General features: G+C 58.5%; 26 protein-coding genes. 9 read left to right on the plus strand and 17 right to left on the minus strand.

Annotation, left to right across the window (positions count from 1 at the left end; genetic code table 11):
- Positions 1 to 6 precede the first annotated feature (6 nt).
- The 17 genes from atpD to argC form a co-directional block, all read right to left on the minus strand.
- On the minus strand, positions 7 to 1,386 hold the full coding sequence (gene atpD, locus HSS18214_RS0112215) for a F0F1 ATP synthase subunit beta (protein WP_016915577.1): 1,380 nt from the start codon (positions 1,384 to 1,386) through the stop codon (positions 7 to 9).
- Between the two features lie 76 nt (positions 1,387 to 1,462).
- Positions 1,463 to 2,353, minus strand: a complete 891-nt coding sequence (gene atpG, locus HSS18214_RS0112220; protein WP_016915578.1) for a F0F1 ATP synthase subunit gamma — start codon at positions 2,351 to 2,353, stop codon at positions 1,463 to 1,465.
- A 65-nt stretch (positions 2,354 to 2,418) separates the two neighbouring features.
- On the minus strand, positions 2,419 to 3,963 hold the full coding sequence (gene atpA, locus HSS18214_RS0112225) for a F0F1 ATP synthase subunit alpha (RefSeq protein WP_016915579.1): 1,545 nt from the start codon (positions 3,961 to 3,963) through the stop codon (positions 2,419 to 2,421).
- 16 nt (positions 3,964 to 3,979) lie between these two features.
- Complete coding sequence (locus HSS18214_RS0112230) at positions 3,980 to 4,516, minus strand: F0F1 ATP synthase subunit delta (RefSeq protein ID WP_016915580.1); 537 nt, start codon at positions 4,514 to 4,516, stop codon at positions 3,980 to 3,982.
- Between the two features lie 11 nt (positions 4,517 to 4,527).
- A complete protein-coding gene (locus HSS18214_RS0112235; RefSeq protein ID WP_016915581.1) occupies positions 4,528 to 4,998 on the minus strand; it encodes a F0F1 ATP synthase subunit B in 471 nt (156 codons plus the stop codon).
- 76 nt (positions 4,999 to 5,074) lie between these two features.
- The gene (gene atpE / locus HSS18214_RS0112240) at positions 5,075 to 5,302 is read right to left on the minus strand and encodes a F0F1 ATP synthase subunit C (protein WP_016915582.1); all 228 of its coding nucleotides are present in this window, start codon (positions 5,300 to 5,302) and stop codon (positions 5,075 to 5,077) included.
- A 71-nt stretch (positions 5,303 to 5,373) separates the two neighbouring features.
- Positions 5,374 to 6,201, minus strand: coding sequence for a F0F1 ATP synthase subunit A (gene atpB, locus HSS18214_RS0112245; protein WP_016915583.1), 828 nt, complete (start codon positions 6,199 to 6,201; stop codon positions 5,374 to 5,376).
- Positions 6,202 to 6,216: 15 nt separating this feature from the next.
- A complete protein-coding gene (locus HSS18214_RS0112250) occupies positions 6,217 to 6,615 on the minus strand; it encodes an ATP synthase subunit I (protein WP_100731149.1) in 399 nt (132 codons plus the stop codon).
- Between the two features lie 202 nt (positions 6,616 to 6,817).
- Positions 6,818 to 7,762, minus strand: coding sequence for a ParB/RepB/Spo0J family partition protein (locus tag HSS18214_RS0112255; RefSeq protein WP_016915585.1), 945 nt, complete (start codon positions 7,760 to 7,762; stop codon positions 6,818 to 6,820).
- Positions 7,763 to 7,828: 66 nt separating this feature from the next.
- Positions 7,829 to 8,596, minus strand: coding sequence for a ParA family protein (locus HSS18214_RS0112260; RefSeq protein WP_016915586.1), 768 nt, complete (start codon positions 8,594 to 8,596; stop codon positions 7,829 to 7,831).
- On the minus strand, positions 8,596 to 9,261 hold the full coding sequence (rsmG, locus tag HSS18214_RS0112265) for a 16S rRNA (guanine(527)-N(7))-methyltransferase RsmG (protein WP_016915587.1): 666 nt from the start codon (positions 9,259 to 9,261) through the stop codon (positions 8,596 to 8,598). Before rsmG ends, HSS18214_RS0112260 begins: the two co-directional genes overlap by 1 nt.
- A complete protein-coding gene (gene mnmG / locus HSS18214_RS0112270) occupies positions 9,258 to 11,162 on the minus strand; it encodes a tRNA uridine-5-carboxymethylaminomethyl(34) synthesis enzyme MnmG (RefSeq protein WP_016915588.1) in 1,905 nt (634 codons plus the stop codon). The genes rsmG and mnmG overlap by 4 nt, the downstream gene beginning before the upstream one ends.
- A 542-nt stretch (positions 11,163 to 11,704) precedes the next feature.
- A complete protein-coding gene (locus HSS18214_RS0112275; protein WP_016915589.1) occupies positions 11,705 to 12,463 on the minus strand; it encodes an amino acid ABC transporter ATP-binding protein in 759 nt (252 codons plus the stop codon).
- 10 nt (positions 12,464 to 12,473) lie between these two features.
- Entirely contained in the window at positions 12,474 to 13,145 is a 672-nt protein-coding gene (locus HSS18214_RS0112280) for an amino acid ABC transporter permease (protein ID WP_016915590.1), read from the minus strand.
- A gap of 98 nt (positions 13,146 to 13,243) precedes the next feature.
- Positions 13,244 to 14,011 (minus strand): transporter substrate-binding domain-containing protein, encoded by a 768-nt coding sequence (locus HSS18214_RS0112285; protein ID WP_016915591.1) that lies wholly within the window; start codon positions 14,009 to 14,011, stop codon positions 13,244 to 13,246.
- A 149-nt stretch (positions 14,012 to 14,160) separates the two neighbouring features.
- Complete coding sequence (gene erpA / locus HSS18214_RS0112290) at positions 14,161 to 14,514, minus strand: iron-sulfur cluster insertion protein ErpA (RefSeq protein ID WP_026001913.1); 354 nt, start codon at positions 14,512 to 14,514, stop codon at positions 14,161 to 14,163.
- 98 nt (positions 14,515 to 14,612) lie between these two features.
- Positions 14,613 to 15,647 (minus strand): N-acetyl-gamma-glutamyl-phosphate reductase, encoded by a 1,035-nt coding sequence (argC, locus tag HSS18214_RS0112295; RefSeq protein WP_016915593.1) that lies wholly within the window; start codon positions 15,645 to 15,647, stop codon positions 14,613 to 14,615.
- 163 nt (positions 15,648 to 15,810) lie between these two features.
- Here argC and HSS18214_RS0112300 point away from each other — a divergent pair, with 163 nt between their 5' ends.
- From HSS18214_RS0112300 to HSS18214_RS0112340, 9 genes are all read left to right on the plus strand, one after another.
- Positions 15,811 to 17,616: a chloride channel protein gene (locus tag HSS18214_RS0112300; protein WP_016915594.1), complete on the plus strand. Its 1,806-nt coding sequence runs from the start codon at positions 15,811 to 15,813 to the stop codon at positions 17,614 to 17,616.
- A gap of 22 nt (positions 17,617 to 17,638) precedes the next feature.
- Positions 17,639 to 18,070, plus strand: coding sequence for a protoporphyrinogen oxidase HemJ (gene hemJ, locus HSS18214_RS0112305; RefSeq protein WP_016915595.1), 432 nt, complete (start codon positions 17,639 to 17,641; stop codon positions 18,068 to 18,070).
- Positions 18,070 to 18,879 (plus strand): bifunctional hydroxymethylpyrimidine kinase/phosphomethylpyrimidine kinase, encoded by an 810-nt coding sequence (gene thiD / locus HSS18214_RS0112310; RefSeq protein ID WP_016915596.1) that lies wholly within the window; start codon positions 18,070 to 18,072, stop codon positions 18,877 to 18,879. Before hemJ ends, thiD begins: the two co-directional genes overlap by 1 nt.
- 37 nt (positions 18,880 to 18,916) lie before the next feature.
- Positions 18,917 to 20,197, plus strand: a complete 1,281-nt coding sequence (hemL, locus tag HSS18214_RS0112315) for a glutamate-1-semialdehyde 2,1-aminomutase (protein WP_016915597.1) — start codon at positions 18,917 to 18,919, stop codon at positions 20,195 to 20,197.
- An 86-nt stretch (positions 20,198 to 20,283) separates the two neighbouring features.
- Positions 20,284 to 20,580: a hypothetical protein gene (locus HSS18214_RS18230; protein WP_016915598.1), complete on the plus strand. Its 297-nt coding sequence runs from the start codon at positions 20,284 to 20,286 to the stop codon at positions 20,578 to 20,580.
- A gap of 236 nt (positions 20,581 to 20,816) precedes the next feature.
- Positions 20,817 to 21,425 (plus strand): RdgB/HAM1 family non-canonical purine NTP pyrophosphatase, encoded by a 609-nt coding sequence (gene rdgB / locus HSS18214_RS0112325; protein WP_026001914.1) that lies wholly within the window; start codon positions 20,817 to 20,819, stop codon positions 21,423 to 21,425.
- A complete protein-coding gene (hemW, locus tag HSS18214_RS0112330) occupies positions 21,418 to 22,587 on the plus strand; it encodes a radical SAM family heme chaperone HemW (RefSeq protein ID WP_016915600.1) in 1,170 nt (389 codons plus the stop codon). The genes rdgB and hemW overlap by 8 nt, the downstream gene beginning before the upstream one ends.
- Before the next feature lie 45 nt (positions 22,588 to 22,632).
- Positions 22,633 to 23,304, plus strand: coding sequence for a YiaD family glycine zipper/OmpA-like lipoprotein (locus HSS18214_RS0112335; protein ID WP_016915601.1), 672 nt, complete (start codon positions 22,633 to 22,635; stop codon positions 23,302 to 23,304).
- A gap of 78 nt (positions 23,305 to 23,382) precedes the next feature.
- Positions 23,383 to 24,228 carry a 23S rRNA (adenine(2030)-N(6))-methyltransferase RlmJ gene (locus HSS18214_RS0112340; RefSeq protein WP_016915602.1) on the plus strand — a complete coding sequence of 282 codons (846 nt, stop codon included), beginning with the start codon at positions 23,383 to 23,385 and terminating at the stop codon, positions 24,226 to 24,228.
- Positions 24,229 to 24,265: the final 37 nt, after the last annotated feature.

Raw genomic sequence — 24,265 nt, forward strand, 5'->3', positions numbered from 1 at the left:
ACGGGATTACTTCTTCATCTGGTTGGCTTTGTCGACAGCTTCGTCGATGGAGCCGACCATGTAGAAGGCCTGTTCCGGCAGATCGTCATACTCGCCAGCCAGAATGCCCTGGAAGCCACGGATGGTGTCTTTCAGAGAAACATACTTGCCGGGTGAGCCTGTGAATACCTCAGCCACGAAGAACGGCTGAGACAGGAAGCGCTGGATCTTACGCGCACGAGATACGGCCAGCTTGTCTTCGTCAGACAGCTCGTCCATACCCAGGATCGCGATGATGTCCTTCAGCTCCTTGTAACGCTGCAGAACGTTCTGCACGCCACGCGCCACTTCGTAATGCTCTTCACCAACGACCAGCGGGTCCAGCTGACGTGACGTGGAGTCCAGCGGATCGATGGCGGGGTAGATACCCAGCTCAGCGATGGAACGCGCCAGTACCACGGTAGCGTCAAGGTGGGAGAAGGTGGTCGCCGGAGACGGGTCAGTCAAGTCATCCGCAGGAACGTAAACGGCCTGCACCGACGTGATAGAGCCTGTCTTGGTGGAAGTGATACGCTCCTGAAGAACGCCCATCTCTTCCGCCAGCGTCGGCTGGTAACCTACCGCTGAAGGCATACGGCCCAGCAGTGCAGATACTTCGGTACCGGCCAGGGTGTAACGATAGATGTTGTCGACGAACAGCAGAACGTCACGGCCTTCATCACGGAATTTCTCAGCGATGGTCAGGCCGGTCAGCGCTACGCGCAGACGGTTGCCGGGCGGCTCGTTCATCTGACCATAGACCAGCGCTACCTTGTCGATAACGTTGGATTCGGTCATTTCATGATAGAAGTCGTTACCCTCACGAGTACGCTCACCCACACCGGCGAATACGGAGTAGCCGCTGTGTTCGGTGGCGATGTTGCGGATAAGCTCCATCATGTTGACGGTTTTACCGACACCCGCGCCGCCGAACAGACCAACCTTACCGCCTTTCGCGAAGGGGCATACCAGGTCGATGACCTTGATGCCGGTCTCGAGCAGCTCGTTGGAAGCTGCCTGGTCGGCATAGCTGGGGGCTTTACGGTGGATCGGCATGCGCTCTTGCTCGCCAATCGGGCCCGCTTCATCGATCGGCTCACCGAGCACGTTCATGATGCGGCCCAGCGTTTCCTTACCCACCGGTACGGAAATCGCGGCACCTGTGTTGACCACGTCCAGGCCACGCTTCAGACCCTCGGTGGAGCCCATGGCAATGGCGCGTACTACGCCGTCGCCCAGCTGCTGCTGGACTTCGAGGATGGTCTCAACATTGGAGACCTTCAGCGCGTCGTAGACCTTGGGCACAGAGTCCCGCGGAAACTCTACGTCAATCACCGCGCCGATGATTTGTACGATACGTCCGCTCATCTTGGTTCCTCTCAAAAACCTGCAAATGAAACCTGTCTGCCGGGAATGACCTGTCAGTCAGACCACTCCCTCGGCGTTAAACGGCAGAAGCGCCGCCGACGATCTCGGAAATTTCCTGGGTGATGGCGGCCTGACGGGCCTTGTTGTAAACCATCTCCAGATCGTCAATCAGGTTGCCCGCGTTATCAGTGGCACTCTTCATAGCGATCATACGGGCGGCCTGTTCGCACGCACCGTTTTCGACTACCGCCTGATACACCTGCGATTCGATGAATCGAACCAACAGGCTGTCCAGCAACGCCTTGGCATCCGGTTCATACAGGTAGTCCCAGCTTCCGGGACGGGCGTTTTCTTCGTCATGCTTCTCTTCGCTGCCCATGTCAGGGGACAGCGGAAGGATCTGATGCACGACCGGGCGCTGCGTCATGGTGTTCACGAACTCGTTGTACACCACGTACAGGCGATCCAGCCGACCTTCATCGTACGCTTCCAGCATGACCTTCACACTACCGATCAGACCCTCGACGGTCGGTGCTTCACCTAATCCGCTCTTGGCAGCAACCAGATTGCCACCATAATTGCGGAAGAAGGCACCGGCCTTGGAGCCAAGGGCACAGAAGTCCAGCTCAGCGCCTTGCTGTTTCCAGGCCATCGCATCTTTCAGAACGGCCTTGAACAGGTTGACGTTCAAGCCGCCACACAGGCCGCGGTCTGTCGACACCACGATATAACCCACGCGGTTGACAGGGCGCTCGACCATGTAGCGGTGCTTGTCTTCCTGCTCTACGTCTGCATCCGCAATATGGGCTACCACATTACGGATCTGCTTGGCGTAGGGCTGACTGGACTTCATCAGATCTTGCGCTTTACGCATTTTCGATGCAGCCACCATTTCCATGGCGCTGGTGATCTTCTGCGTATTTTTGATGCTCCCGATCTGGGTGCGTATCTCTTTTGCAGCTGCCATAGCGATCTACCCTTCGTTCGTGGCTCTCAGAAAGCATGCAAGCCCGCCCGCAGGCGGGCCAGACATTACCAGCTCTGAGTCGCCTTGAACTTCTCGAGACCCGACTTCAAACCGTCCTGAATCTCGCCGTTGTAGTCGCCGGTCTGGTTGATCTTGTCGAGCAGCTCGCCGTGCTCGGACTTCATGTAGTCGTGCAGGGCACGTTCGAAGTCCAGCACTTTCTCGACGCCCACGTCATCCAGGTGACCTTCGTTGGCTGCGTACAGAGACAGCGCCATTTCCGCCACGGACATCGGCGAATACTGCTTCTGCTTCATCAGCTCGGTGACACGCTGACCGTGTTCGAGCTGCTTACGCGTGGCTTCATCCAGGTCAGAGGCAAACTGCGAGAACGCCGCCAGTTCGCGGTACTGAGCCAGCGCCAGACGCACACCACCACCCAGCTTCTTGATGATCTTGGTCTGTGCGGCACCACCAACACGAGAAACCGATAAGCCTGCGTTGATCGCCGGACGGATACCGGAGTTGAACAGGTTGGTTTCCAGGAAGATCTGACCATCGGTGATGGAGATAACGTTGGTCGGAACGAAGGCCGATACGTCACCGCCCTGGGTTTCGATGATCGGCAGCGCGGTCAAGGAACCGGTCTTGCCTTTCACTTCGCCATTGGTGAACTTCTCGACGTAGTCGACGTTGACGCGCGCAGCGCGCTCCAGCAGGCGGGAGTGGAGATAGAACACGTCACCCGGGTAAGCTTCACGACCCGGCGGACGACGCAGCAGCAGCGATACCTGACGGTAGGCAACGGCCTGCTTGGAGAGATCGTCATACACGATCAGTGCGTCTTCGCCACGGTCACGGAAGTACTCGCCCATGGTGCAGCCGGAGTAGGCCGCCAGGAACTGCATGGGTGCCGGGTCGGCAGCGCCAGCCGCCACCACGATGGTGTGCTCCATCGCGCCGTGCTCTTCGAGCTTGCGCACCACGTTGGCAATGGTCGACTGCTTCTGACCGATGGCCACGTAGACACAGGTCACGCCCTTGCCTTTCTGGTTGATGATCGCATCGATGGCAATGGCGGATTTACCGATCTGACGGTCGCCGATGATCAGCTCACGCTGACCACGACCGATCGGCACCATGGCGTCGATGGACTTCAGACCCGTCTGGATGGGCTCGTCAACGGACTGACGGGTGATAACGCCAGGCGCTACCTTTTCTACCGCGTCGGTCAGCTTGGCATTGATGTCGCCCTTGCCGTCGATGGGGTTACCCAGCGCGTCGACAACGCGACCCACCAGCTCGGGGCCTACCGGAACTTCAAGAATACGACCGGTACACTGAGCGGTCATGCCTTCTTCAAGCTGCAGGTAGTCACCCAGGACAACGGCACCCACGGAGTCACGCTCCAAGTTGAGTACCATGCCGAAGATGCTGTTGGGGAATTCAATCATTTCACCGAACATCGCGTCTTCGAGGCCGTGAATTTTCACGATACCGTCGGAAACGCTGACGATGGTGCCCTGATTACGGGCTTCGGATGCGACGTCAAGCTTCTCAATTCGCTGCTTGATGATGTCGCTGATCTCGGAAGGATTCAGTTGCTGCATGCCATGTCCCTCAGACTCAAGCGGTCAGCGCTTCGGAAAGACGGTTCAATCGACCACGCACCGAACCGTCAATGACGGTATCGCCGGCACGCAGGATGACACCGCCGATGAGCGACTTGTCGACCTGAGTAGTAATGGAGATTTCGCGATTCAGACGTTTCTTGAGCGCGTTTGCCAGCTTGGTCTGCTGCTTGCTATCCAGCTTGTAGGCTGAAACCACAGTGACGTCGATACGCTTTTCATGTTCTGCGCGAAGGTGTTCAAACTGTTCAGCGATTGCACTCAACGCCATCAACCGACGCTGGTCGGCCAGGGTGGTGAGAAACCGCTGGAAAGCGTCATCGGCACCGTCGCCCAGCATGTCAGCCAGCAACGCCACTTTCTGTTCGCTACCCAGTTTGGGACTACCTAACAGGTTGGCGACCTGATGATCCTTGACAATGAGACCTGCCATTGCCAGTGACTGAGACCAGGTATCCAGTGCCTGATGATCGCGCGCGTATTCAAACGCCGCTTTGGCGTAAGGACGAGCGACGGTCGTTTGTTCCGCCATGGATCACCTCCTTACAGTTCAGCGGCAAGCTTATCAAGCAAGTCGCGGTGCGCTTTCTCGTCAACAGAGGCTTCAAGAACACGCTCGGCGCCTATGATCGCAAGGTGAGAAACCTGCGCACGCAACTCGTCTTTCGCGCGATTGATTTCTTGCTCAATTTCAGCCCGAGCACTGGCCACCAGACGCTCGCCTTCGGCACGTGCTTGTTCACGTGCTTCTTCGATCATCTGCGCAGAGCGCTTGTTCGCTTGCTCGAGGATTTGAGATGCCTGCTCCTTGCTTTCACGCAGCGTCTGCTCGGCACGCTCTTGAGCGAGCTCAAGGTCACGCGTCGCACGGCTGGCTGCGTCCAAGCCATCAGCAATCTTTTTCTGACGCTCGTGAAGCGCGTTGCTGATCGGAGGCCACACATACTTTATGCAAAACCAGACAAAGATCGCGAAGGCGATCGTTTGCCCGATAAGCGTCATGTTGATATTCACAGGGATGTACCTCTGACAAATTCGTGGCGACCGGAGTGAAACAAAACCGAGCGGTTGCCCGCTCGGTCAAGCTGCATTAACCGGCAACAACGAAGATCAGGTACATCGCGATACCAACACCGATCATCGGTACGGCGTCAAGCAGACCGGCCATGATGAAGGTACGAGTTTGCAGCTGGTCGCTCAGCTCAGGCTGACGAGCGGTGTTGTCCAGCAGCTTGCCACCCAGCATGGCGAAACCAAAGCCAGTGGTCAGGGCGCTAACACTGATGATGATGGCGGCAGCAATGTAGACGATTTCCATGATGAAGCTCCTGATAGTGCGTTAATTTCAAGGGTTTAGGTTAAGGGTTTAATGCAAAGCGTTGCTCGGGTTCAGTGATGCTCGTGCGCGGCGCTCAAATAGACGATAGACAGCGTCGTAAAGATGAAGGCCTGCAGCGAAACCACCAGAATATGGAAGATGGCCCACGGCACATCCAGCATCCAGATCGCCCAGAACGGTAGCAGGGCAATCAGGATAAAGATAACTTCACCGGCAAACATGGCGCCGAACAGACGGAAACCAAGGCTGATCGGTTTGACCAGCAGGCCGACGATTTCGAGAATCAGGTTGAACGGTGCCAACAGCCAGGTATTGAACGGCGTCAGCGCCAGCTCCTTGCCGAACCCAGCAACACCTTTCACCTTGCAGCTGTAGTAGATGATCATCAGGAAGACACCGATGGCCATACCCAGCGTGGCGTTGATGTCAGTGGTGGGAACGATTTTCATGTAGCCCACGCCCAGCTTGCCGAACAGCTCCGGGAAGTAGTCCAGCGGGATCAGCTTGAGGCTGTTCATCAGCAGAATCCACATGAACAGCGTCAAGGCGATCGGGCCGATGTTCTTGTTGTTGCCGTGGAAGGTAGAGCGAGTCAGGTTATCGATGAACTCGATGACCATTTCAACGGCATTCTGCAGACCGCCCGGAACACCGGTGGTCGCTGCCTTGCCCGCTTTATGGAACAGCCACAGGAACAGAGCACCCATGCCGATGGACCAACCCATCGTGTCCAGGTGAATGGCCCAAAAACCCATTTCGGTCGCTTCGGCAGAGGTGGACGCAAGCGACCAACCATTTTCCGGGTGCTTTCCGAACGTCAGGTTCTGGAGGTGGTGCTGTATGTAATAGATGGCCGATATTTCGTTATCCGCTGCCATACTGCTTCCTCAAGTTTAAGGGGTTGACCGCTCACGCACGAGCCAGGGGGCTAGCCAGTGCATCAGTTGGGCCACCACATAGGCGACAAAGAAAAAAGCTGGGTTTGAAGGGGGCGCTATCGTCAGCACTATGGCGAATAACGCCACCGTCAAACCAAACTTGCCTGCTGCAGCCTGGTACAAGTTGAGCACATTACGCTGTGGTTGGCGGTTACGCTGCTGCCTTTGACCACGCCACACAAAATAGATGGTCGGTAGAAGGCTAATCAGCCCCCCCGACAAGGCAGACCCTGCTGCCTCGATGCCGACCATGACGCTTGCCAACATGGCCACCAGCAAGATCACCACCAGCTGAGCAAGAAACAGCCGCCGAAAATCCAATAGACGCCGACGGACAGGCGCTGCACTTTTCACTTTGACCACGACTCCGTGCAGGCTGGGCTGCTGCTCAATAGGATACCGAGTACGCCGGTTCGTCCAAGCAAGCTTTCGACAAACACGGCGGATTATAGGGAAGCGCTATCACACCTTCAACCGAAGTTGCACGGATTTCGTACGTTTTGGCGTTTACTTGCGACCAAAGGGTTAAAAAAAGGCCGCATATTTCATTAGCCTGCTACTTTATGTGCGCAAGAATGCCATCCAGCTCTTCAAGGCTTGTATAACGTATGGTGACTTTGCCTTTGCCCTTTTGACCGTGGTCGATGGAGACAGGCGCGCCCAGTAGCTCGCCCAGGTGCGTTTCGAGGCGCGCCACATCGGCGGTCTTGGCCACTTTTTTGGCCGATGCTACCGGTGACTGCTGAGTGTCGTGCACCTTCTTGACCAGCGCCTCGGTGTCTCTCACCGTCAGGTCCTTGTTGACCACTTCATGGGCCACCTGGCGTTGCTGAGCGCTGTTCAACGACAGCAGGGCACGAGCATGCCCCATATCCAGATCGCCACGCTCCAGCAGGGTCTGCACTTCCGGGTCCAGGGCCAACAAGCGCAGCAGGTTGGCCACCTGCGTGCGGGATTTGCCCACGGCATCGGCCACCTGCTGCTGGGTAAGCTCGAACTCTTCTGCCAAGCGTTTTAACGCCAGCGCTTCTTCGATGGCATTGAGGTTTTCACGCTGAATGTTCTCGATCAGCGCCAGCGCCAGCGCCACGTCGTCGCTGACATGGCGAATGACCGCCGGAATGACATCCAGCTCGGCCAGTTGGGCAGCGCGCCAGCGCCGTTCACCGGCAATGATTTCATAGCGGTCCGGGCCAATCGGGCGAACGACGATCGGCTGCATGACCCCCTGGGCACGAATGGAGTCGGCCAGCTCCTCCAGTGCCTCAGGCTGAATGTCGCGGCGAGGCTGGTACTTGCCCCGCGTCAGCTGCCCCAGCGGCAGCCGCTCCAGGCGTTCGGCATGGGCATCGTCCTGCGTTACCTCGGCGGCGGAGCCTTCCGGCAGCAGCGCCTCTGTGCCTTGCGAGGCGCTGTTGGTCAGATCCAAACTGTCACGACGACGGGCGCCCGCACCAATCAGGGCATCCAGGCCACGTCCTAGCGCGCGTTTACGCGTCATTCGCTTTCCCTCGTTGAACGTTACGTACTTCGAACCTTACAGCGACAGCCGCCGTAACGACAGGCGTTACAGTGACAACCGTCGAATCATCTCTTTGGCCAGCACGCGGTAGGCCTGGCTGCCCCGCGAAAAACGGGCGTACTGGGTCACGGGCAGGCCATGGCTTGGCGCTTCTGCCACTTTCACGTTGCGCGGAATGGTGGTTTTCAGCAGCGCATCGCCGAAAAAGTCGCGTAGCTGCTTGTCCACTTCCCGCGTGAGGCTGGTGCGCTTGTCGTACATGGTGCGCAGGATACCGGAGACGGCAAGCTCAGGATTCACGCTCTGCTTGATCTGTTCCACGGTATCCAGCAGCGCCGAGAGTCCTTCCAGAGCGTAAAATTCACACTGCAGCGGGATCAGTACGCCGTGGGCTGCAGTAAGCGCATTCACCGTGAGCATGTTCAGCGACGGCGGGCAGTCGATCAGCACCACATCGTATTCGTCGGCCACGCTGGCCAGCGCCTGAGAAAGGCGACTCTGCCGCTGCTCGGCGTCCAGCAGCTCGACTTCCGCTGCCGTCAAATCGCCATTGCCCGGCAAGACATCGTAACGAACCGACAAACCGCGCACGATGGCGTCGCTGGCCGAGGTTTCCCCCAGCAGCACGTCCAGCACGCTCTTTTCCAGATCGTACTTGTCGATCCCACTGCCCATGCTGGCATGCCCCTGGGGGTCAAGGTCGACCAACAGTACGCGCCGGTCCAGGGCGGCCAGGCTGGCGGCCAGATTGACGGCTGAAGTGGTCTTGCCCACGCCGCCTTTTTGGTTGGTCAGGGCAATGGTCTGGCTCACTACTCAACTCCTTTTGGGGTCAGGATCAACAGCTGCCGCTCGGCCGTCTCGAAGGGTACATTCAACAGGTGCCGAGCGTTCAGTTCAACACCTGCTGGCAGGTCGCGCAGCTCGTCATCGGCACCGGGGCCCTTCATGGCCAGCCACTGGCCGTCGGCGGTCGGTAGCGGGCGCGTCAAGGTCACGAAGTCCACCAGGCTGGCGAAGGCCCGCGAGATCACCTGATCGAAGTGCTGGCCCGCAAACTGTTCGACCCTTGCCTGAGTGGGCGTCACATTGCTCAGCGCCAGCTCCATGACGGCCTGCCGTTGGAAGCGAACCTTCTTGCCGTTGCTGTCCAGCAGCGTCACCTGAAGCTCGGGCTTCAAAATCGCCAGCACCAGCCCAGGCAAGCCTGGCCCGGCGCCTACGTCCAGAAGTCGGGGCCCCCGTACGTAGGGCGCCACCGCCGCGCTGTCCAGCACGTGGCGAGACACCATTTCATCGACGTCGCGTACGGCGGTGAGGTTATAAGCCCGGTTCCACTTGTGCAATAGCGCCAGCAGCCCCAGCAGCTGCTCACGCTGGGTGGGCGTAATGGCGATATCCAGTTGGGCCAGCCCTTGCTCCAGTCTGGGGGCCACGCTAGCGGGCAGACTTTCAATCAGCGGCGGCAAGAAACTCATCCGTTGGCGACCTCGGTATGGCTGATCAGGCGGCGCTTTTTCAGGTGAATCAGCAGTATCGAGACGGCAGCAGGCGTCACTCCCGAGATACGGGCAGCCTGGGCAAGGGTTTCCGGCCGCGCGGCGCTGAGCTTCTGGCGAATCTCGTGGGAGAGCCCCTCCACGTTGTGATAATCCAGCTCAGCGGGGAGCGCAGTGGCTTCGTGGCGCTTGAGCTTGTCGATTTCGTCCTGCTGACGATCGATGTACCCCTGATACTTGGCCTGAATCTGCACCTGTTCGGCGACAGCTTCATCCTCCACGCCGCCGCTTTCCATGCCCGGCAGGTCGGTAATATCGGCGTAGGTCAGTTCAGGGCGCTTCAGCAAATCGCTCAGGCAGTACTCCCGCGACAGCGGCTTGCCGGTTTTCTCGGCGATGCGGGCGGCAGCCGGGCTGTTGGGATGTACCCAGGCGCTGGACAAGCGCGTGGCTTCACGCTCGATGGCATCACGTTTCTGGCTGAAAGCCGCCCAGCGGGTGTCATCGACCAACCCCAGCTGGCGGCCCTGCTCGGTCAGGCGGAGGTCGGCATTGTCTTCACGCAGCAGCAGCCGATACTCGGCGCGCGACGTGAACATGCGATAGGGTTCCTTGGTGCCCATGGTGATCAGGTCATCCACCAGAACGCCTAGATACGCCTCGTCACGACGTGGGTACCACGCCTCCAGCTGCTTGGCTCGCCGTGCCGCGTTAAGCCCCGCCAGCAACCCTTGGGCCCCCGCTTCTTCGTAGCCAGTGGTACCGTTGATCTGCCCGGCAAAAAACAGGTTGTGGATAAATTTGGTTTCCAGCGAGTGCTTCAAATCCCGCGGGTCGAAGAAGTCATACTCGATGGCATAACCCGGGCGCGTGATATGGGCGTTTTCCAACCCTTTGATGGAGCGCACGACCTGCAGCTGCACATCGAAGGGCAGTGAGGTGGAGATCCCGTTGGGGTAGAGCTCGTGGGTATCCAGACCTTCCGGTTCGATGAACACCTGATGGCTCGATTTGTCGGCGAAGCGATGCACCTTGTCTTCGATCGACGGGCAGTAGCGGGGGCCGATGCCTTCGATGACCCCAGAGTACATGGGGGAACGATCGAGGTTGTTCAGGATGATCTCGTGGGTGCGCTCGTTGGTGTGCGCAATATGGCAGCTCACTTGCTGAGGATGCATGCCCCTATGCCCCAGGTAGGACATGATCGGCGTGGGCGTGTCGCCTGGCTGCTCTTCCAGCTGTGAAAAGTCGACGGATTTGGCATCGATACGCGGAGGGGTACCGGTCTTCAACCTGTCGACGTGAAAAGGCAGTGCCCGCAACCGCTCGGCCAGCGCATTGGAAGGCGGGTCGCCTGCGCGGCCACCACGGCTTTGATCCAACCCGATGTGGATAACCCCGCCAAGGAACGTGCCCGTGCTCAGCACTACCGACTCGGCATGAAAACGAATGCCTGTCTCGGTCACTACACCGCGTACGGTGTCGTTATCCACAATGAGGTCGCCAGCCGCCTGCTGAAAAATCGTCAGGTTCGGCTGGTTTTCCAGCATGCCGCGAATGGCGGCCTTGTAGCGGATCCTGTCTGCCTGGGCGCGGGTCGCGCGTACGGCAGGCCCCTTACGTGCGTTGAGTACTCGAAACTGGATGCCGCCCAAATCCGTGGCTAGCCCCATGGCACCACCCAACGCATCGATCTCCTTGACCAGATGGCTCTTGCCGATCCCACCAATGGCGGGATTGCAGGACATTTGGCCCAGCGTCTCGATGTTGTGTGTCAGCAATAGGGTTTGACAGCCCATGCGAGCAGAGGCCAGTGCGGCTTCGGTTCCCGCATGGCCACCGCCGATGACAATCACGTCAAAGCGGTCGGGGTAGTTCAAGAGACACCTCGTCTTGTGCCCAAGGCACGGATGATGTGGTCAGCGGATCACCGCTGTTTGAATAAGCCCGCCAGTATAAACCTCCTGTGGGTAACCGTCAGGTTTTTCCACACCCCTGCTATCAGCGAGTTTATAGATTAATAACAAAATAAAAATATATAAGAGAAGTTCTGTAAATGTAGTAACTAATGGTGTGGACAAAATCTGTTGATAAATGGTTTTTTCCCATATATATCATGGATTTGTATTGTTGACCAAGCAGTGGCGAACCGGCGGAGTGCCTGCGTAGAAGCGGTGACAGAGCTGTGGATGAAAAGCTTACTTACCCACAGCCCAGGTTAACGACGGCTTATCCACCGCTGGCTACCGCGCTTGTTACCGCACCTGTGAACAAGTGATCTGGTGACCATCATATGCGTTGAAAGATGCCCATGGCGCGGGTGTTAGCCCGATAGTGGCAGCCGAGAAAAAAATATTATCCACAGGCAAAAAAAAGGCCTGTCGCAAGGACAGGCCGGTCGCGGAGGTACCCTGATGGGCTGCTAGTGCTTCAATACGCGCGCCAAGAAGGACTGGGTGCGTTCATGCTGAGGTGCATCGAACAGCTGTTCCGGTGGCCCTTGCTCGGTGATTTCCCCTTTGTGAATGAAGATGACGCGGTCGGCTACTTCCCGCGCAAAGCCCATTTCATGGGTCACGATGACCATGGTCATGCCTTCCTTGGCCAGCTCACGCATGGCGTCCAGCACTTCACCGATCATCTCCGGGTCTAGCGCCGAGGTGGGCTCGTCGAAGAGCATGAGCCGGGGTTCCATGGCCAGCGCGCGGGCCAGGGCGACCCGCTGCTGCTGCCCTCCAGAGAGCTGGCTGGGGTACTTCTGTGCCTGATCGGCAATGCCGACGCGTTCCAACAGCCGCTGAGCCGTCTCTTCGGCATCCTTACGGCTCCAGCCACGCACTTTCATGGGGGCCAGGGTAATGTTGTCGATGACGCTCAGATGGGGGAAGAGGTTGAACTGCTGGAACACCATGCCGACTTCGGTGCGGATGGTTTGCAGGGCCTTGCTGCTTTTGCCATCGGGCAGCAGCGTATTGCCATCGACATCGAGGCTGCCGGACTGAAACTCTTCCAGCCCGTTGATGCAGCGGATCAGCGTGGATTTACCAGAGCCGCTGGCGCCGATTACGACGACGACTTCCCCAGGGACGATTTCCAGATCGATGTTCTTGAGCACATGCAGGCTGCCAAAGTGCTTGTTGAGCTTCTGCATTTGCACAATGGGCGATGAGGTCGAAGTCATTGTGCGCTCCTTATTGGCCAACGACGCCGCGCCGTTCCAACTGGCGCAGGATGATAGAGAGGGTCCAGGTAATGGCCAGGTACATCAGGGCGACCATGAAATAGACTTCCAGCGCCGTGAAGGTGGTGGCAATGTAGATCTGTCCTTGGCGCACCAGCTCACCCACGCCAATGACGGAAAACAGCGAGGTGTCCTTGATGCTGATGATGCCCTGGTTGCCCAGCGGGGGGATCATGCGGCGGAAGGCTTGAGGCCAGATGACGTAACGAAACGACTGCGCTCGGGAGAGCCCCAGCGACAGCGATGCTTCGCGTTGCCCGCGTTCGATCGACTGCACGCCTCCACGTACGATTTCGGAGATATAGGCCCCTGAATTGACGGCAATGGCGGCAATGCCGGCCACCAGCGCATTGATGGGGCCACCCAGCAGTTGGGGCAGGCCGTAGAAAATGAACAGCACCTGCACCAGGATGGGCGTACCGCGAAAGACTTCGACATACAGGATAGCTGGCCAGCGTAGCCAGCGCGTGCGGCTGATGCGCAGCAGGCCAAAGAAGATGCCGATGAAAAAGCCAATGGCCAGGCCGCCGAACGAGATCAGCAGTGTCCACGGAATACCGGGTAACAAGTAGGGAATCGAGCGGAAAGCGGCCGCCCAGTCAAATTGAAAAGTGACTTCCACGTGACGTCTCCAGAACAGCACCACACAATGATTCAGGGCCGGGGGCTAGGCCGCCCGGCCCTGTAAACGCGAGATAATGCACTTACCTCAGACAGTGCTTACTCTTCGTCGGAGGACTCACCAAACCACTTCTGGTAAATCTCGTCGTAGGTGCCGTCTTCACGCATGGCCGCGAGTGCTTCATTGGCGGGTTCTACCCACTGGCTACCCTTGTGGAAAACGATGCCGTACTGCTGGCCTTCGTACAGGGGGCCGACGACCTTGGTGCGACCTTCACCGCGTGTTTGCGAGAAGTAGGCAACGTTGGGGGCATCGTAGAACGCGGCATCGACGTTACGCCCCAGCAGGGCCATGTACATGTCGCTATTGCCTGGATAGGGAGTGATATCGGCGTCGTCGCCCAGCTGCTCTTGCAGGAAGTCGTAGCTGGTGGAGCCGATGCGCGTGGCGATGGAGAGCCCGGCCAGGTCTTCGATGGACTCTACGTCATCGTTGTCGGCACGCACGATGATCTGCAGGCCCGAGTCGTAGTAGGGATCAGAGAAGTCGACGATCTGCGCACGCTCTTCGGTGATGGTCACACCGGCAATGGCAATTTCCTGGCTGCCGGTCTGGACGGCCGGAATGATGCCCGCGAACTCCATGGTGGTGAGATTGATGTCGAAGCCAGCCCGTTCGGCGATTTCGTTGATGATGTCCATGTCGAAGCCGATCATTTCACCGGTTTCGGGGTCGAGCATCTCGAAAGGCACAAAGCTTGGGTCAGTCACCACATTGACCGTGGGTGTATCAGCAAACGCAGTGGTACTGCCCAAGCCCAGTGCAACGGCAGTGGCGATAGCGGAGGTGGTAAAAAAGTGTTTCATTAGTTTCCCCGAGTTTTATGTGGTTTCCGTCACCGTTTATAGCGTGTTTCTTCTTATAAACCGGTCGATGAACCGTTATTGACCTTTTTACCTTGGCGAGAAACCGCCAAGGCGTCAAGTCATGGGGAAGTCGTTGCGACCAACGCTGGTCATACCATGAACGAGGCACCACAGCCGCAGGTGGTAGTGGCATTGGGGTTTTGCACGCGAAAACGCGCCCCTGCCAGGCCCTCTTCGTAGTCCACGGTAGAGCCGACCAGGTATTGGTAGGAGAGGGGGTCTACCACCAGCGTGGCGTCTCCGAATTCGATCAGGGTGTCGTCCTCTGCCACGTTGTCGGCAAAGTCAAAACCATACTGAAAGCCGGAACAGCCACCACCGGTGACATAGACACGCAGCTTGAGGGCTGGATTGTGCTCTTCGGCCATGAGTGCCTTGATGCGCTGGCGTGCACTGTCGGACAGCATTAAAGGGGTTGGAACAAAAGCTTCTGCACCGCTCATGGGTACCTCCCGCGAGCTTTAGGAACGAATAGACGGCATGGGGGGATTATGGGTAATTCCCAGCAAAATGGTCAACTATTGCCGGGAATTACTGCGGCTCAAGGCATCAGAGCGGGGGCGTTGAGGCCCATCTGCTCATCGAAGCCAAACATCAGGTTCAGGTTCTGGATGGCCTGGCCGGAGGCACCCTTGACCAGGTTGTCGATGACGGAAAGTACCACCACCGTATTGCCGTTGCCCGGACGATGCACGGCGATGCGGCAGGTATTGTTGCCTTTTACGCTGCGGGTTTCCGGGTGGCTGCCGGCGGGCATGACGTCCACGAACGGCTCATTGGCAAAGCGTTTTTCGAACAGCGCCTGCAAGTCGCCTGGCTCGGTGCTGAGGGTGCTGTAGAGCGTGGCGTGGATACCGCGGATCATGGGCGTCAGGTGGGGGACGAAGGTCAATCCCACGGTGTCTGGCTGCATGTCGCCCAGGCCCTGACGAATTTCCGGCAGATGGCGATGGCCGCCTGCACCGTAGGCTTTCATGGATTCGCTGGCTTCGGCCAGCAGCGAGGCGACCTTGGCACCCCGCCCAGCGCCGGTCACTCCGGACTTGCAGTCGGCAATCAGCTGATTTGGGTCGATCAGGCCCGCTTCCAGTAGCGGCAGGTAACCCAGTTGAACCGCCGTGGGGTAGCAGCCGGGCACCGCGATCAGACGTGCGGTCTTGATCTTTTCACGATGCATTTCCGGCAGGCCGTAGACCGCCTCTTCCAACAGTTCAGGGGCGCCGTGGGGCTGGTCGTACCAGCGGCTCCACTCGTCGGCATCGCGCAGGCGAAAGTCGGCCGACAGGTCGATGACGCGGGTTCCGTTGGCCAATAGCTCGCCTGCCAGCGCATGGGCCACACCATGGGGGGTGGCAAAAAAGACGGCGTCCATGGCCCCCAGGGCCTTGGCATCTGGCTCACTGAAGGTCAGGGTATCGTAGTGGCCTCGCAGGTTGGGGTACATGTCACAGACCTTGACGCCTGCTTCCGAGCGCGACGTTATCGCTTGAACATTTACCTCGGGGTGCTGGGCCAGCAGCCTCAGAAGTTCAACACCGGTGTAGCCAGTGCCGCCTACAATGCCAACGTTTATCACAGATCACTCCTTGCGCCTTCTGCACAGTCCTGGCAGCGGTAATTAGCAGCCTGGCAAGTTTTGCGAGGCTGTTGATGTGTCTCCAGCTATGATACACAAGAGAGCAGGCGCAGAAGAGTACTGCGTGTCATAGGCCCACTCTACCCACCCAAGGACGAGCGTTGTGGCAGGTTTTTCGCGGTCAGATTTAACCTTAGAGGGTTTTCGTCGCCAGCTGGCCAATGTGGATGCCTTGCCGCAACTGTGTGTGCTGGGGCTGGTATCCGGTGTCATGACCGGGGCCGTCATGGTGGGGTTCAGGCTGCTGCTGGAGGCGGGAGCCGCGCTGTACATGCCGGACGGTAACCCGGAGGGCTTCGAAGCGCTGCCCCCGTGGGTCAGAGCGCTGCTGCCCCTGCTGGCCGTGAGCGTCATCGGCGTGCTGCTGTATCGGCAGAAGGCCACCGCACGCAAGCTGGGCGTCGGCCATGTCATCGAGCGCCTGACCTATCATCAGGGGCGTTTTCCACTGCGTAACTGGCTCAACCAGTGGTGGGTCGGGGTGGTATCGGTGTTGGGCGGTCTCTCTGCTGGCCGTGAAGGACCGGCGATTCATCTGGGGGCGGCGGCTTCCAGTGGCCTGGGGATGCGGCTGCGACTGCCTCACAACAGCCTGCGTGTGCTGGTGGCCTGTGGAACGGCGGCAGGTATTTCTGCCTCTTTCAATACGCCCATCGCGGGGGTCATCTTTGCCATGGAAGTGGTCATGATGGAGTACACCCTGATGAGCTTCATGCCGGTGATTCTGGCGTCTACCATGGGTGCGCTGGTGGCCCAGCTGGCGTATGGCAACGAGCCAGCCTTCCGCATCCCTGAAGTAGCGCTTGGCTCGCTGATGAACTTGCCCTGGATAGTGGTGACGGGACTGGTGATTGGCCTGATGGCTGGCGTATTCATTCATCTGGCACGCCATGCCTTCCTGCAAGGGCTGCCGTTATGGCTGAGGCTGGGCAGCGTTGGAGTGGCCACGGGAGCACTGGCGTGGTGGTTTCCTGAAATACAGGGCATTGGCTACGATAGCCTGGCCGCGGCGCTGAATAACCAACTGACCGTTAGCGTATTGCTGGCGCTGATGATCGGCAAACTGCTGATCACGGCCCTGACCGTGGCGGGCGGGGTGCCGATCGGTATCATCGGCCCCGTGCTGGTATCGGGTGCAGCCACCGGCGCACTGGCGGGCATGCTGGGTGGCTGGCTATGGCCCGACAAGGCGGCAGATCCCGGGATTTATGCCATGCTGGGGATGGCCGCCATGATGGGCGCTCTGCTGCAGGCTCCGCTGGCGGCCTTGATGGCACTGCTGGAGTTGACCCACACCCCCCACATGATGTTGCCTGGCATGCTGGCGGTGGTGGTGGCTTGCCTGACCTCGCGACAGTTGACGGGCTGTGAAGGGTTTTTCGTCAGTTCGGTGCGGTATGGCATGCACCCCTTGCAGCAGCCGTTGATGCAGGCACTTTCCAGAGTGTCGGTGCCGGCGGTCATGGAGCGCTCTCTGGTGCGTACCGAGCGCATGATCACCCTCGAGCAGGCCCGCCAGCGGCTGGAGACCAACCCTACCTGGCTGGTGATCGAACGATCCAGCGACGACAAGCCGGTATTGGGCTTGAAAGCGGCAGAGCTGGCCCGTTGGTTGCTGGAGCATGACGAAGCCTTGAAAGAGGGAGCCGCGCAAGAGGAGGAGTTGATCGACCTGCTGGAAATTCCCGGCCAGCGGCTTGAAATGGCCCCCATCGGTTTGCAGGCCACCCTGTCGGAAGCCTTCCTCAAGCTGCAGGACAATACGCTGGATGCGCTCTACGTGATTCATGGCTACCGGCCAAAGCAGCAGCGAATTTCAGGTATCATTACTCGCGGCGCCATCGAGCGCTATTACCACTATACCGATACACGTCATTCTGACCCCCGTGACCCCACTGTTTCGCAATGAGCGCACCTATTAAGGAGAGACCATGTACGAGTGGATAAAGGCCATTCACCTGATGGCCGTTGTGACCTGGTTTGCTGCACTGTTCTATCTGCCACGGCTATACGTGTACCACGCGATGGCGCGCGACAAGGGGGATGTCCAGGCCATCGACTACTTCAAGACCATGGAGCGCAAGCTTTATCGCGGTATCATGACGCCCTCCATGATCGTCGTGCTGCTGTTTGGCGGCTGGTTGCTTTATCTGGTACCTGCCTGGTTCACCCAGGGCTGGATGCACGTGAAGCTGACGCTGGTGGTATTGCTGGTGGCCTATCACCACGTATGTCTGATTTATTTGAAGCAGTTGGCCCAGGATCGCTGCACCAAGAGCCACGTGTTCTTCCGCTGGTTCAATGAGGCCCCTGTCGTGGCCCTGATCGCCATCATTCTTCTGGCGGTAGTGAAACCCTTTTGATGCGCCAACCACTTCCTCCCGTTGTACTGGTATTGGCAGGCCATGATCCTACCGGCGGCGCTGGATTGGTCGCCGATAGCGAAGCCATCGCCGCGTGTGGCGGCTGGGCGGTGACCATTCCCACCGCCCTGACCGTGCAGAACTGCCATAATGTCATCACGGTATTGCCTGCCGATGCAGCTGCCATGCGGCAAATGGCAGAAGCGCTGGTTGACATGCAGATTGCCGCCATCAAGCTAGGCTTGCTGGCGGACGAAGCAACCTTGCGTGCGGCCGAGCAGATCGTGCGGCGTTTTCCGGGTGTACCGGTGGTGGCAGACCCCGTCTTGAAAGCGGGCGGCGGCACTGAGTTATCCACACCCCGTTTGCAGAAGCTTTATAGTGACCGTCTGCTTCCCCTTGTGGATATCCTGACGCCCAACCGTCATGAACTGATCGCGCTCACGCCTGAGATCGACGCACCGTTCGATGATACGGCCCGCGCTGTTTCGTTGTTATCGCGCGGGTGCCAGGCGGTACTGGTCACCGCCACGGATGAGCCTCTGCCCGGCAGCGGGCAGCAGGTGGTCAACACACTGCATTCGCCCGATACCACTCGCCAGTGGCAGTGGCCCAGGCTGCCGGAAGTGTTTCACGGGTCCGGATGTACGCTGGCTTCCGCCCTGGCCGCTCGTTTAGCGGTAGGTGAGCGCTTACCTACGGCTTGCGAACAGGCACAGCACTTTACCTGGGAGAGTTTGTCACACGGCTATCAGCCGCCCAGCGGGCAGTGTTTGCCTCAACGTCTACCACGCCCTGCACGCTTTTGATTTTTATTGTCCGTCAGCTATTGCTATAGAGGATGCCATGACCACATCTGCAGAATTATTTGATCTGGCCAGTCGCCATATTCCCGGTGGCGTGAACTCGCCGGTGCGCGCCTTCAAAGGCTTGCATCGTCCCCCGGTGTTCATGGAGCGCGCCCAGGGGGCCTACCTGTTCGACGTCGAGGGCAATCGTTACATCGACTATATCGGTTCCTGGGGGCCGATGATTACCGGTCATGCCGACCAGGACGTGCTCGCCGCCGTACGGGCCCGGCTGGATAATGGGCTCTCCTTTGGCACGCCTACGGCAGTAGAGACCACCATGGCGGACCTGATCTGCGAGATGATTCCGTCCATGGAGATGGTCCGCATGACCAGTTCCGGTACCGAGGCGACCATGTCGGCCATCCGGCTGGCGCGGGGCACCACGGGAAGAGACAAGATCGTCAAGTTCGAAGGCAACTACCATGGCCACTCTGATTCGTTGCTGGTCAAGGCGGGCTCTGGCGCGCTGACCCACGGTGAGCCCAGCTCGCCCGGTGTGCCTGCCGCGCTTGCCGAGCACACCATCACGCTCTCTTATAATGACCCGGAAGGCGTGGAAGCGTGCTTTGCCGAGATCGGCGAGCAGATTGCCTGCATCATCGTCGAGCCGGTGGCGGGCAACATGAACTGTATCCCACCCCAGCCTGGTTTCCTGGAAACCCTGCGCCGTGTGTGCGACCAGTACGGTAGTTTGCTGATTTTCGACGAGGTGATGACCGGCTTCCGTGTGGCCCTGGGCGGGGCCCAGGCCTATTACGGCATCACGCCTGACCTCACCTGCCTGGGCAAGGTCGTGGGCGGGGGCATGCCGGTCGGGGCGTTCGGCGGCAAGCGTGACATCATGCAGAACATCTCGCCGCTTGGCCCGGTGTATCAGGCAGGCACCTTGTCGGGTAACCCGCTGGCCATGGCCGCAGGCGTCGCGCTGCTCACCAAGCTGCAGGTGCCGGGTTTCCATGATGCTCTTACCCAGCGTGTGCAAACCCTGTGTAACGGCCTGCAGGAGCGTGCCAACGCCGCGCGGGTACCCATGTTGACCCAGTCGGCGGGGGGAATGTTCGGCGTTTTCTTCACCTCGCAATCGCGGGTCGATAATTTCGCTCAGGCCACGGCGTGCAACCCGGATGCTTTCCGCCGCTTCTTTGGTGCGATGCTAGACCATGGCGTCTATCTTGCACCGTCTGCCTACGAAGCGGGCTTCATGTCCAGCGCCCATACACCCGAAGATATTCAGCTCACGCTGGATGCGGCCGAAAAAGCCTTTGCCGTTATGTAACGATAAGTAACTATCGAGCCAAGCGCCTGCTACACTACAAGAGCCGCTCTCGTCGAGCGGCTCTTGTGGTTACCGAGGTAGCTAACATGAAACGATCATCGGCTTGGCACGCTTCACGTCTATACGGCACGCTATTCACCGCCGAGTGGCGCATTACCCAGGACGGCGACACCGTCGAACACCCTGAAACCCGTGGCACGGTTCCAGCAGAATTTACCTTCGAAGGCGATACGTTGGAAGGCACCGTCAAGGGCAGCAACCGTTCCCGCTCCTCGACCCAAGGCAAGGGCGGTACGCTGACGATGTACACCAAGCCTTGGGTCTTTTGCTGGGACATGGGGAAAGCCTCATTCAAAGGAGAGCGTCAGCAGGTGACCTTATGATTGTTGTCTATAAGATGCTTTTCGAAAAGAATTGTTACTAAAGCAGTGAGTAAAGTAATTTGAATATTTTTATGCTGTTTTGATATTTATGAATAAGTATTTGATTTTTATATATAAAATAGCCAGTTTTATGGTCATTGCGTTGTGATGATTAAAATTCTGATAGTTACATTTCGTGTGCTTTAGCTGCGTTTCCGATAAGCGTAAACTGAGGCTCCCTGTTTGGAGGTTTCGATATGTCGACGGGTACGACGCTTGTCCTGGCCAGTGGAAACGCAGGAAAACTTAAAGAGTTCAATCAGTTGCTTGCCCCGCTTGGGCTCGATGTAAGAGCACAGGCAGAGTTTGGCGTGCAAGACGTGGAAGAAACCGGGCTGACCTTTGTAGAGAACGCGCTGTTAAAAGCCCGTGAAGCCAGCCGGGTGAGCGGGTTACCTGCCTTGGCAGACGATTCGGGACTGGAAGTAGATGCACTGCAAGGAGCCCCGGGTATCTATTCGGCGCGCTATGCCGGTGAGCCCAAGAGTGACGAACGCAACAATCAGAAACTGCTGGCGGCGCTTGCCGACTGTGCGGAAGGCCAGCGTAGTGGCCGCTACTGGTGTGTGCTGGTCTATTTGCGTCATGCCGAAGACCCTGTCCCCGTCATCGTACAGCGCAGCTGGGAAGGTGAAATTCTGGCGCATCCCCGTGGGGATGGTGGGTTTGGTTACGATCCTCTGTTCTGGTTACCGGATCAAGGCATGAGCGTGGCTGAGCTGGCGTCAGAGTCCAAGAACCGATTGAGCCACCGCGGGCGTGCGCTGCACGATCTCGTGGATATCCTGAAGGTGGCGCATGGCTGAGGCACTGCCGCCCCTGTCGCTTTACATCCACACCCCGTGGTGTGTCCGCAAGTGCCCTTATTGCGATTTCAACTCTCACGAGCCAGGCGCCCAGGGGCTCCCTGAAGAGGCGTACCTGGCTGCGCTATTGGCTGATCTGGAGCACGATCTTCCTCTGGCAGCCGAACGCCCTCTGCAAACGATCTTCATTGGCGGCGGGACGCCTAGCCTGCTCTCGCCGGACTTCTATCAGCGGTTGTTTCAGGGTATTCAGCAGCGTTTGGCGTTTGCACCAACCATCGAGATCACCCTGGAAGCCAACCCAGGCACGACAGAGCAGCAGCGTTTCGTCGGTTACCGTGAGGCGGGTATCAACCGGCTATCACTGGGCGTGCAAAGTTTCAGGCCCGCTCAACTGCAAGCGCTTGGGCGTATCCACAGCGGGCAAGAGGCATTGACGGCCGTGGGGCAGGCCCGGTCGGCGGGCTTCGAGAATATCAACATCGACTTGATGCATGGGCTTCCCCAGCAAACGCCCGAACAGGCCATGGAAGACATCGACCAGGCCTTGGCACTGTCGCCGGAACATCTCTCCTGGTACCAGCTGACCCTGGAACCCAATACGGCTTTTTTTTCACACCCACCTCCGTTACCGGAAGAGGAAGCGCTGTGGGACATTCAGGAGGCGGGGCATGAGCGCCTTGAACAGGCAGGGCTACAGCGTTATGAAATATCAGCCTATGCGCGCCCCGGCTTACAAAGCCAGCACAACCTGAATTATTGGCGTTTTGGCGATTATCTGGGCATTGGAGCGGGTGCCCATGGCAAGCTGACGCATATCGATAGGAATGGCCAATGGCAAATCGAACGCCGTTGGAAAACCCGCCAACCTCAGTCTTATTTAAGACGTCTCAACGATCCACGTGGTTTTGTGGCAGGCCTGCAGTTGATCGATGTTGATGAGCTGCCGCTGGAATTTGCCATGAATGCGCTGCGGTTGACGGAAGGAGTAAGCCTGCAGGTGTGGCAAGCGCATACTGGGCAGCCTGTGGAACGGTTACTCGACCGTTTACAAAGTGCTCACAAAAAAGGACTTTTGGTGGAAATGCCTGAAAAGCTGCGTGCTTCTCCTCAAGGTCTATTATTCTTGAACGAATTGCTGGCACTGATCAGCGATGAGTGAACAGTGATCACAAGGGCAGAACCTAATCGTAAAAAGGAGTAAGTGATGCGTATGTTCCGACTACTGACCCCGTTGGCGGCGGCTATTCTGGTGGCGGGCTGTGCCACCACCGACCCTTATGGCGGCCAAACACAACGCTCCAGCACTGCCGTAGGCACGGGCGTGGGGGCTGCCATTGGTGCCGCTGCCGGTGCCTTGTCTGGTGATGGAAGTACCAGCCGTCGTGATCGGGCCTTGATCGGCGCAGCCGTTGGCGCCGCTGCCGGTGCTGGGGTGGGGGCCTACATGGACCGCCAGGAGCAGCAGCTGCGTGAAAACCTGCAGGGATCACGTATCGAGATCGACCGTCGTGGCGATGACATCGTGCTGAACATGCCCAGCAGCGTCACCTTCGGTTTCGACTCTGCTGAGCTGACCAGCGACGCACGCAGTGCACTCAATGAAGTGGCCAATGTGTTGACCCAGTACACGGATACCCGCGTCAATATTGCTGGCCACACCGATAGCACAGGTAACGCGGATTATAACCAGCGGCTTTCCGAGCGCCGTGCCGAATCGGTAGGGCGTTACCTGAGCCAGAATGGCGTTTCCTCCATGCGCCTGAACACCTTGGGCTACGGTGCTACCCGGCCCGTTGCCAGCAACGATTCCGAGCAGGGGCGGGCGCAAAACCGTCGTGTAGAAATCACGCTGACCCCGACAGGCAACGGTCAATAAGCCGCAAAAAAACCCTGTATTGCTCTAGAACGCCCGCTATGCTCCCATAGCGGGCGTTCTGTTTATATAGGCATCCTCATGCTGTCATACCAACACGCCTACCATGCCGGTAACTTCGCCGATGTTCAGAAGCATCTGACGCTCTATGCCGTCATTGACCATCTGTTACGTAAAAAATCAGCAATTACATATGTGGATACCCATGCGGGCAGAGGCTTCTATCCACTGGCTACCGAAGAGACACAGCGGCTGCTGGAGTACCGTGAGGGCGTTTTACCGCTTTGGCAACATCGCCAGCAGTTGGACGATCCGCTTCTCAGTGCCTGGCTCGAGGCCGTGGTCACTGCTCAGCCAGATGCCAATACGCTCTCCTGCTATCCGGGTTCCCCTTGGTGGGTCGCACAACGTCTGCGCTCGGAGGATCGGCTGACCCTGTTCGAATTGCACCCCGGTGAGCACGAACATCTCGCCAGCCAGTCGCTGCCCAAACGGGCGACGCGTATCTTCGGCGATGGGCTGGCAGGCCTGCGCCACCAGGTACCGGCATCGACCCCCAGGGTGTGTGTGTTGATGGATCCCAGCTACGAGCGCAAGGTCGAGTATCACGAAGTGGTGGAGAGCACGACCTACGTGCTCGAGAAGGCCAGGCATGCCGTGGTGATGATCTGGTATCCGTTATTACCTGCCGAACATCATCAAACGCTGCTGGCAGGCCTGCGTGACAGCGGAATTCGCAAGATCTGGCAAAGCGAATTGCTACTGCGCGCCCCTGAAGCGGGTGCCCGCGGCATGTATGGAAGCGGCATGCTGGTCATCAACCCCCCCTGGGGGCTGGATGAGCGTCTGATCAATGCCATGGCTCAGGTAACGCCAAAGCTAAGTATTCACAGCCGCTTCCGATCGTCCTGGTTGGTCCCGGAGTAGGGATCCACAGGTATCAAAGGGACTCATGCCAAGTTGT

It is taken from the genome of Vreelandella stevensii S18214 (assembly GCF_000275725.1).
GTDB classification, from domain to species: Bacteria; Pseudomonadota; Gammaproteobacteria; order Pseudomonadales; family Halomonadaceae; genus Vreelandella; species Vreelandella stevensii.